This window comes from Pedobacter sp. HMWF019, from assembly GCF_003061025.1.
Classification (GTDB): domain Bacteria; phylum Bacteroidota; class Bacteroidia; order Sphingobacteriales; family Sphingobacteriaceae; genus Pedobacter.
In genome coordinates, this window is the sequence record NZ_QAIL01000188.1 from 1 (window position 1) to 8,160 (window position 8,160).

Genomic DNA, 8,160 nt, shown 5'->3' on the forward strand with positions numbered 1-8,160 from the left:
GGCTATAGAAGACGGCATCAGCCTAAATCCGGTGCTCAATGCCTTTCAGCAGGTCGTCAACACCTATCATATAGACAAAGAGCTTATAGAGTTGTTCCTGCAAAGCATGGAAATGGACCTTCAGCAAGAACATTATACTCCCGAAAAGTACAGTCAGTATATCCTCGGTTCTGCCCAGGTGGTCGGATTGATGTGCTTACAGGTCTTCACAGAAGGCGATAAACAGCAATATGACAAGTTAAAAGATTCAGCAATGCAATTGGGCTCCGCCTTCCAAAAAGTAAATTTCCTCAGAGATGTAAATGCAGACTATTTTACCTTAAGCCGCACCTACTTTCCAAATGTGAACTTATCTGCATTTTCTAACACAGAGAAAAAAATAATAGAAGAAGAAATAGAAGCAGAATTTCAACATGCTCTAATAGGAATCAGGCAATTACCAGCTTCGTCCAGAAACGGTGTTCATCTTGCTTACGTCTATTATAAAAAGCTATTCAATAAAATTAAAGGCAGTACAGCCGAAAAAGTCATGTCAGGAAGAATCCGGATTTCCAATGCCCACAAATTTGGTTTGATGTTTGACTCTATCATCAGATACAAAACAAACACCATATGAAAGGAACTACCTTTTTCCTCCTGCTGCTGTTTGCAACAAAAGTTTATGCAGCAGAACCTGATATGGAAGAAGTCAAAACGCTGTTCGAATCTTCTGCCTATAGCAGATCTTCTGCAGACCGTCTGTCAAAACTACTCTCCAAAATAGATCACTCCTCTCCTCCACTGTTGATCTGCTACAAAGGAGTTGCTGAAATGATGCAGGCCAAATATGGATTTAACCCGATCAATAAATTCAGAAGGTTTAAACGAGGGAAAAACTTAATAGAAGAAGCCGTAAAAAAGGAACCAGACAACCTGGAAATCCGTTTTTTAAGATTTGTGATTCAAACCAACCTCCCCACTTTCCTCAACTATAATGAAAATATTAAAGAGGATAAAACATATTTATTGAACAATCTTCAAACCACTAAAGACAAAAAACTAAAGCAAGACTTCTTAAAATATTTATCTTCTTCAAAATTGAATTAAAAATGAACAGCTGGATTACTTATTTACTCATTACAACAGGCACCTTTATTTTTATGGAAGGAGTTGCCTGGTTTGCACATAAATTTGTGATGCACGGATTGTTATGGGTTTTACACAAAGACCATCATCAGAAAAAACCACATTTCTTTGAAAAAAATGATGCCTTCTTTTTAATCTTTGCCACCCCAAGTATTCTGTTGTTTTTCTTCGGAGCCAAGGCCGGATTCAACTGGATGTTCTATATGGGATTGGGCATACTTCTATATGGCATAGCTTATTTTATCATACATGATATCGTGATCCACCAACGCTTCAAATGGTTTTCCAGAAGCAGCAATAGCTATATTAAAACTATTAAGAGGGCACATAAAATGCATCATAAGCACCTAGACAGATACCATGGAGAGTCCTTCGGAATGTTATTCGCCGCCAGAAAATACTGGCAAAAGAGTCAAAATAGATAAAAATGAAACACTTTGATTATATTATAGCAGGAGGAGGGTGTTCAGGGCGAAGTTTAGCTATCCGCCTGTTGCCTTATCTTAAGGCTACCAATAAACAGGCGTTGCTTGTAGACAGCAGTATTCGAAAAGTTAATGATAAGACCTGGTGTTTCTGGGAAGAAAAACCAGATCTGTTCGAAGCCGTAGTATGCAAAAAATGGCACCGTTTATCTTTCTCCAGCTCTTTTATTCATCAGGAATCTGAAATATATCCTTATGAGTATAAGATGATTCGTTCGGCAGACTTCTATGCCTATACAGATAAAATGTTAATAGAAAATCCTCATATCATAATATTGAAAGGAACTGTAGAAAACCTGTATACAGAAAATGAACTGGCCTGTGCGGTCGTCGATGGAGTGAAATATAGTTCCGATTATACATTCTCCAGCATTCCTCAAATTCAAACTAAAAAGCCGGAGCGTTATCAATATCTGCTGCAGCATTTCCTGGGCTGGATTATAGAAACAGAAGATATAATTTTTGACGCCGAATGTGCCACCCTGATGGATTTTAATACTTCCCAGGAAGTGGGTCCTTCGTTCGTATATGTACTGCCTCTCACTTCAAGATGTGCTTTAGTAGAATATACCGTTTTTTCCGAGCAACTATTAGCAGCAAAAGATTATACCGATGCTTTAAAAGATTACATAACACAACGGTTGCAGTGCAACCGTTATAGTATTAAAGAACAGGAATACGGAATAATTCCAATGACCGACCACCCTATTCAAAACCAAGAAAATCGCGTTATTTATCTCGGCACTGCCGGGGGATACACAAAAGGCTCTACCGGATATACCTTTCGCTTTATACAAAAACACACCGCTGCTATCGTTGAACAACTCCTAAAATCCGGAACACCAAATATTTCCTCCATATTTCCAAAACGATTCAGGACCTATGATGCTATACTCCTGCATTTACTGGCCAGTGGCCGTGTTTCCGGTGAGGAAATCTTCTCTACGATGTTTCAGAAAAATAAGTCAACGCAAATCTTAAAATTTTTGGATAATGAAACCACACCAATGGAAGAATTACATATTTTTAAAACCTTAAACAAAAAGGAGTTTGCGCGTGCCTTACTGAATCGAACCTTAAAACCTTTTAGAATCTAAGTCTAATTATTTACTATTACATCAAAAATCCACTAAATCATGTTATACGACTTAATTAATGAACTGGTTACCCTGGTAAAAACCTATGAAAAGGAATCCGTTCATACTACGCATGATCTCAATACCTTCCGGCAGTGGCTCAATCAGCAAGCTAAAAACAGTGATTTAGTTCCGGAACCCGAATGGGAAGGAAAATCGAACGGACGTACTGCGGATAGTGTGATCAATACATCTCTGGTACATCTGTACAGATATGCCAAATTACATGCTAAAGCAGCCATAGCCAATACCTCCTTTTCAACGCCCGATGATTTTATTTATTTAATCAGCCTGGTTTCGTTTGGCAGTATGACTAAAACTTCGCTCATCAAACTAAACATCCATGAAAAATCTGCCGGAATACAAATCATTAACAGACTGATCAAAAATGGACTGGTGGAACAACACGCTTTAGACAGTGACAAAAGGAACAAAATGATTCACATCACCCAGAAAGGAAAGCAACTCCTGGATCAAAGCATGCAAAATATTAGAAAAGCCTCCATTAGCGTTACAGAACCACTATCCTACAGCGAGAAAATGAACCTGATCAGTATACTTTTAAAACTGGAAAAATTTCACCAGGTCGAATCAAACGGCGCATTTTAATTAAAATCTTTTTCAAGAATATCATTCATACAATGTTCCGCCAAGGCTGTAATCGTTAGAAAAGGATTAACCCCAATACTGCCAGGAACCAGCGCCCCATCTGTTACATACAGGCTTTTACAACCTTTAACACGTCCGTAATTGTCTGTTGCTACACCCAAAGCAATTCCACCAAGGGGATGATAACATATATCAGCACCAAACCCTTTGTCAAACAGCAACCCAGCAGAAGTACCCCCATTTGCTTCATTCATTTTTTTAACAAAAAACTTTGCATTTTCTATGGTATGCTCAAAATTCTTCATTTCCCAATTGATGCGGATGTCTTTTATGCCAGGGTCATAAACAATACTTCCAGGATCGGGAACTTTATTAATAACCAGATATAAAGCAGTATATACTTCCATTCCCATCGGAAGAGGAGAAATTTCAGCAAAAAAAGGATTTTTCTTATCCTCCCAATGATCAACACCCGCAACAGGTATAGTAGATTGTTTAACTCCCGTACCCAGCCCAAAATCAGGATTCTTCTTATCCACCCGGTTAAACAAGGTGTTCACCATATTCCGCCCTGTCATGATGTTTCCATTATTACCCCAAAACTGTCCCACATTTTCCATTCCCGGTAACAACCCAAGATGAGCAGATTTGAGTAATAGTTTGGTTGAACCAACACTTCCGGCGTTAAGAAAGAGCTTTTTGCAGCAAATCCTTTTCTTTTCAATCACCGTTCCAGCCGTATCTGTCACTTCTACCCTTACCTCATATTGACCAGAATGGAGTCTTTCAACAGAAACTGCCTGATGCAGATCAAGTATAGTCAACAGCCCTGTTTGTCTTGCTTTATACAGATACGTTTTGTCTAAACTTTGCTTACCATAATTATTGCCGTAGATTACTTCCTTTGCCAACGCCGATTTAGGAACCTTTCCCGCCTGCTCCTGTTCCATGTATTTAAAACTATATACATTTGGTACTTTAACCACTTTAAATCCAGCTTTTTGAGCCTCTTTTTCACCTATCCTGGCAAATTTATAATAGGGCGACTGCTTGTAAAACCCCTCAGGAATTTCATTTACCTCGAGTTGCTTTTTGGCCATCGGATAATATTTTTGCCAAAACAAATCTGCATCTAACTGAGGAAAAATCTCTTTAAAATAGTCCTTTTTTGGCTGTACAGCCATTCCCCCATTCACCAAAGAACCTCCTCCCACTCCCCTCCCTGCATATATTTTTATATGTTCAAAATCCATCCGGTCCAGAACTCCTGTAAATTTCTGATTAAAATGAGAGATATTCATCATTGGGGCAACTGTTTTTGTACGAAGCCAGGTAGAATTTCTTTTTGGAGTAATCAGGTTAGAAAAAGGTCTATACCGACCTGCCTGTTTATCCCAATCCAATCCCATTTCCAGCATGGTAACTTTATGCCCGGCTTGTGTGAGTCTTAAAGCTGCCACCGCACCTCCATAACCGGAACCAATAATGAGATGATCTACGTATATGACTTCATTTTCGCCTCCAAATTGATCAGCTAAAACATCTGAAAACAATAAACTTGCCCCGGCAGTAGCCGATAATCTAATAAAATTTCTTCTCTCCATTATGATTTAATAAGATTCTTAAAGCTATCTCTTCAAACAAAAGCCCGGCTTTAAACCGGGCTCTTTATAATTCCTACCATTAACACGAATAGAGATCTATTTCGCTAAACGCTGATGATAGGTTTCGATTTCCTTTAAGGCCTCAAGTATACCCGTGCGCTGGCGTTGTAACAGATCAATATGATCCGCATGTGACTGGTAATCTTCCAGTGCCTTGTCATACTTTTCAATGGCGGCTTTTTCACCGGTTTCTATAGCTCCGAGAATGGAAGTATCCTCTTTACTGCTAAGTGCTTGTTTAATATCAATCCAGGTACGATGCAAAGCACCCAATACTCCACCTTCTACATTGTCAGAGCTTCCTCCATGCTGTGCAATATGATCTTTCAACTCCACGGCGTACCCCGCCCTCTGCGCAGCATACTTTAAAAACACGGCTTTCAGCTCAATACTATCCGTAGCTTCACTTGCAGATTCATAACCTTCTTTTCCATCATTTACAATATTGACCAATCCTTTCAAGTCACTAATGATCTCATTATTTGTTTCCATAGGTATTTTAGATTTTTGTCCCTACAGAACATCCCCTATCTGTTAAAGTTTTGAATAAATTTAATTTACCTTATTAACTTCTAGCCTACTCAAAAAAATTTCGATTTTGATGATGTGATATACATCATCATTTTGCATGATGCCTCACATTTAAACACCCCACCTTTACCCCTACCTTTGTTTTAAGTGGTTAAGTCATCTAAAACCAGGAAGGATTAGCAATGAACAGAACATAGTTCAAGGTAGATTGTTACTCCATATAGGCTAAGAAAATGTCTTAACTGTCGTTCATTTTATAATTAAAAAAAAAATAATGAAATCAATCACCGCAAAATTCGACAAAATTTTAAACGCTTCCTCAAACGGTGGAAATGTAGATCATGAACCCGATTCAAGTAAAGAACAACAGCGCAATACTCCTCAAAAATCTATGCCCTTTTCCGATCAGATTGGAAATTATCAGCGTAATATAGGGATTCCTAAAAAAACTTATAAAGACAGTAAAGTCTATATCATAGGAAGTGGTATCGCTGGAATGGCTACAGCCTATTATTTCATTCGCGACGGACATATTCCGGCTAAAAACATCATATTCTTAGAACAGCTACACATTGACGGAGGATCCCTGGACGGAGCCGGCAACCCAAAAGACGGTTATATAATCCGCGGCGGCCGGGAAATGGATATGACCTATGAAAACCTTTGGGACATCTTTCAAGACATTCCTGCCCTTGAATTGCCTGCACCCTATACCGTGTTGGATGAATACCGTTTAGTGAATGACAATGACTCCAATTACTCCAAGGCACGGCTTATTCACAACAAAGGAGAAATTAAAGACTTCAGCAAGTTTGGTCTGAACAAATTAGATCAGCTGGCCATCGTTAAACTCTTGTTGAAGAAAAAGGAAGACCTGGACGATTTGACCATTGAAGATTATTTTAGCGAGTCTTTTTTAAGCAGCAATTTCTGGACCTTCTGGCGTACCATGTTTGCCTTCGAAAACTGGCACAGCCTGTTGGAGTTAAAGCTTTACATGCATCGCTTTCTCCACGCCATTGATGGACTGAAAGACCTTTCCTCCCTGGTATTTCCAAAATACAACCAATACGATACCTTTGTAACGCCCTTGCGCAATTACCTGAAAGAAAAAGGGGTAAGTATTCAACTTAACACCCTCATTAACGATCTGGACATCCACATCAATACAGATGGAAAAGTGGTAGAAGGTATTATTACCGAAAAAGATGGTAAAGAAGTGAGGATGCCAGTAGGAAAAGAAGATTTTGTCATCGTAACCACCGGATCTATGACCGAAGATACTTTCTATGGTGATAACAAAACAGCCCCTATCATAGAAATTGACAACAGCACAAGTGGTAAAAGCGGCGGCTGGAAACTATGGAAAAACCTTGCGGCTAAATCGGCTATTTTCGGCAAGCCAGAAAAATTCTGCAGCAACATCGAAAAATCATCATGGGAATCTGTCACTTTAACCTGCAGACCTTCCGCACTGGTAGACAAACTGAAAGAATATTGCGTTAATGATCCTTATTCTGGAAAAACAGCTACCGGGGGAATTATTACCATTACAGATTCAAACTGGTTGATGAGCTTTACCTGTAACAGACAACCCCATTTTCCAGAACAGCCAGATGATATCCTGGTTCTTTGGGTATACGCACTCTTCATGGACAAAGAAGGTAATTATATTAAAAAGCCAATGCCTAAATGCACAGGAGATGAGATCCTTGCTGAGTTATGCTACCATACAGGCATCATCGATCACTTGGACAACGTAATTAAAAACACGGTTGTACGTACTGCATTTATGCCATACATTACCTCAATGTTTATGCCCAGAGCAAAAGGTGACCGCCCAAGGGTAGTTCCTGAAGGATGCAAAAATCTGGGCTTGATTGGGCAGTTCGTAGAAACCAACAATGATGTGGTGTTTACCATGGAAAGTTCGGTAAGAACAGCAAGGATTGCTGTTTACGAACTATTGAACCTGAATAAACAAGTACCTGATATCAACCCTCTTCAATACGATATCCGTCATTTGCTTAAAGCAGCAAAAACACTAAACGATAATGAATCGTTTTTAGGCGAAGGGATACTGCGTAAGGTATTGAAAGGCACCTATTTTGAGCATATTTTACCGGCAGGACCGGAAGACGCAGAAGAACATGAATCTTTTATAGCAGAGCAGGTAAACAGATTCAAAGACTGGGTTAAAGGAATAAAAGGTTAGTACTTAAAATTAAAACAATCCCCACTGGCCATCTGTCAGGTGGCGTGGGGGTTACCAATATCTTTCCAGCTGGATACAATTACATGTCCCGGTTTTCCCGAAAACGGGCCCAAAATTCATTTTGCTATTCTTGCAATAATATTAGTGATTGATTTAATAATGATGTTTATAGCATCTCTGTAGCCAGATGATCGGGAGTATCGGCTTCTATAGCTAACTCCTTGGGGATAACTAGCCATTTCATCGAATACAATGCGAATCTAACCCCTATCCAATACCTAGCTGTTAGCTATTTGTTTTAGGCCGGAAAAAACCAAGGACTCCCTTTTTGTACGTTCCCATAATTCAAATTTAAAGAATAAAACATTAGTTAATTAAAAAGCCCAAAGCACACC

General features: G+C 39.1%; 8 protein-coding genes. 6 read left to right on the top strand and 2 right to left on the bottom strand.

Going from position 1 to position 8,160, the window contains the following annotated elements; translation table 11 throughout:
• The 5 genes from DBR11_RS11750 to DBR11_RS11770 all read left to right on the top strand — a co-directional run.
• On the top strand, nucleotides 1–616 hold a 616-nt coding region (locus DBR11_RS11750; RefSeq protein WP_108552832.1), incomplete at its 5' end, for a squalene/phytoene synthase family protein.
• The gene (locus DBR11_RS11755) at nucleotides 613–1,086 is read left to right on the top strand and encodes a hypothetical protein (protein WP_108552834.1); all 474 of its coding nucleotides are present in this window, start codon (nucleotides 613–615) and stop codon (nucleotides 1,084–1,086) included. The genes DBR11_RS11750 and DBR11_RS11755, both read left to right, overlap by 4 nt.
• Nucleotides 1,087–1,088: 2 nt before the next feature.
• Nucleotides 1,089–1,550 carry a sterol desaturase family protein gene (locus tag DBR11_RS11760; protein ID WP_108552836.1) on the top strand — a complete coding sequence of 154 codons (462 nt, stop codon included), beginning with the start codon at nucleotides 1,089–1,091 and terminating at the stop codon, nucleotides 1,548–1,550.
• A 2-nt stretch (nucleotides 1,551–1,552) separates the two neighbouring features.
• Nucleotides 1,553–2,707: a lycopene cyclase family protein gene (locus DBR11_RS11765; protein WP_108552838.1), complete on the top strand. Its 1,155-nt coding sequence runs from the start codon at nucleotides 1,553–1,555 to the stop codon at nucleotides 2,705–2,707.
• Nucleotides 2,708–2,746: 39 nt separating this feature from the next.
• Nucleotides 2,747–3,355: a MarR family winged helix-turn-helix transcriptional regulator gene (locus DBR11_RS11770; protein WP_108552840.1), complete on the top strand. Its 609-nt coding sequence runs from the start codon at nucleotides 2,747–2,749 to the stop codon at nucleotides 3,353–3,355.
• On the opposite strand, the gene DBR11_RS11775 is transcribed toward DBR11_RS11770, so the two are convergent.
• Together DBR11_RS11775 and DBR11_RS11780 are read right to left on the bottom strand one after the other, a co-directional pair.
• The gene (locus DBR11_RS11775) at nucleotides 3,352–4,959 is read right to left on the bottom strand and encodes a GMC oxidoreductase (protein ID WP_108552842.1); all 1,608 of its coding nucleotides are present in this window, start codon (nucleotides 4,957–4,959) and stop codon (nucleotides 3,352–3,354) included. The genes DBR11_RS11770 and DBR11_RS11775 overlap by 4 nt on opposite strands.
• Nucleotides 4,960–5,055: 96 nt before the next feature.
• Nucleotides 5,056–5,511, bottom strand: a complete 456-nt coding sequence (locus DBR11_RS11780) for a PA2169 family four-helix-bundle protein (RefSeq protein WP_108552844.1) — start codon at nucleotides 5,509–5,511, stop codon at nucleotides 5,056–5,058.
• A 313-nt stretch (nucleotides 5,512–5,824) separates the two neighbouring features.
• Between DBR11_RS11780 and DBR11_RS11785 the strand changes: the two genes are divergently transcribed.
• Entirely contained in the window at nucleotides 5,825–7,765 is a 1,941-nt protein-coding gene (locus DBR11_RS11785) for an oleate hydratase (protein WP_108552846.1), read from the top strand.
• The last annotated feature ends 395 nt before the right edge of the window (nucleotides 7,766–8,160 follow it).

What these genes read in the sequence shown, in the direction of transcription:
- DBR11_RS11755 (WP_108552834.1), top strand. Translation starts at nt 613, where the DNA reads ATGAAAGGAACTACCTTTTTCCTCCTGCTGCTGTTTGCAACAAAAGTT.
- DBR11_RS11760 (WP_108552836.1), top strand. Translation starts at nt 1,089, where the DNA reads ATGAACAGCTGGATTACTTATTTACTCATTACAACAGGCACCTTTATT.
- DBR11_RS11765 (WP_108552838.1), top strand. Translation starts at nt 1,553, where the DNA reads ATGAAACACTTTGATTATATTATAGCAGGAGGAGGGTGTTCAGGGCGA.
- DBR11_RS11770 (WP_108552840.1), top strand. Translation starts at nt 2,747, where the DNA reads ATGTTATACGACTTAATTAATGAACTGGTTACCCTGGTAAAAACCTAT.
- DBR11_RS11775 (WP_108552842.1), bottom strand. Translation starts at nt 4,959, where the DNA reads ATGGAGAGAAGAAATTTTATTAGATTATCGGCTACTGCCGGGGCAAGT.
- DBR11_RS11780 (WP_108552844.1), bottom strand. Translation starts at nt 5,511, where the DNA reads ATGGAAACAAATAATGAGATCATTAGTGACTTGAAAGGATTGGTCAAT.
- DBR11_RS11785 (WP_108552846.1), top strand. Translation starts at nt 5,825, where the DNA reads ATGAAATCAATCACCGCAAAATTCGACAAAATTTTAAACGCTTCCTCA.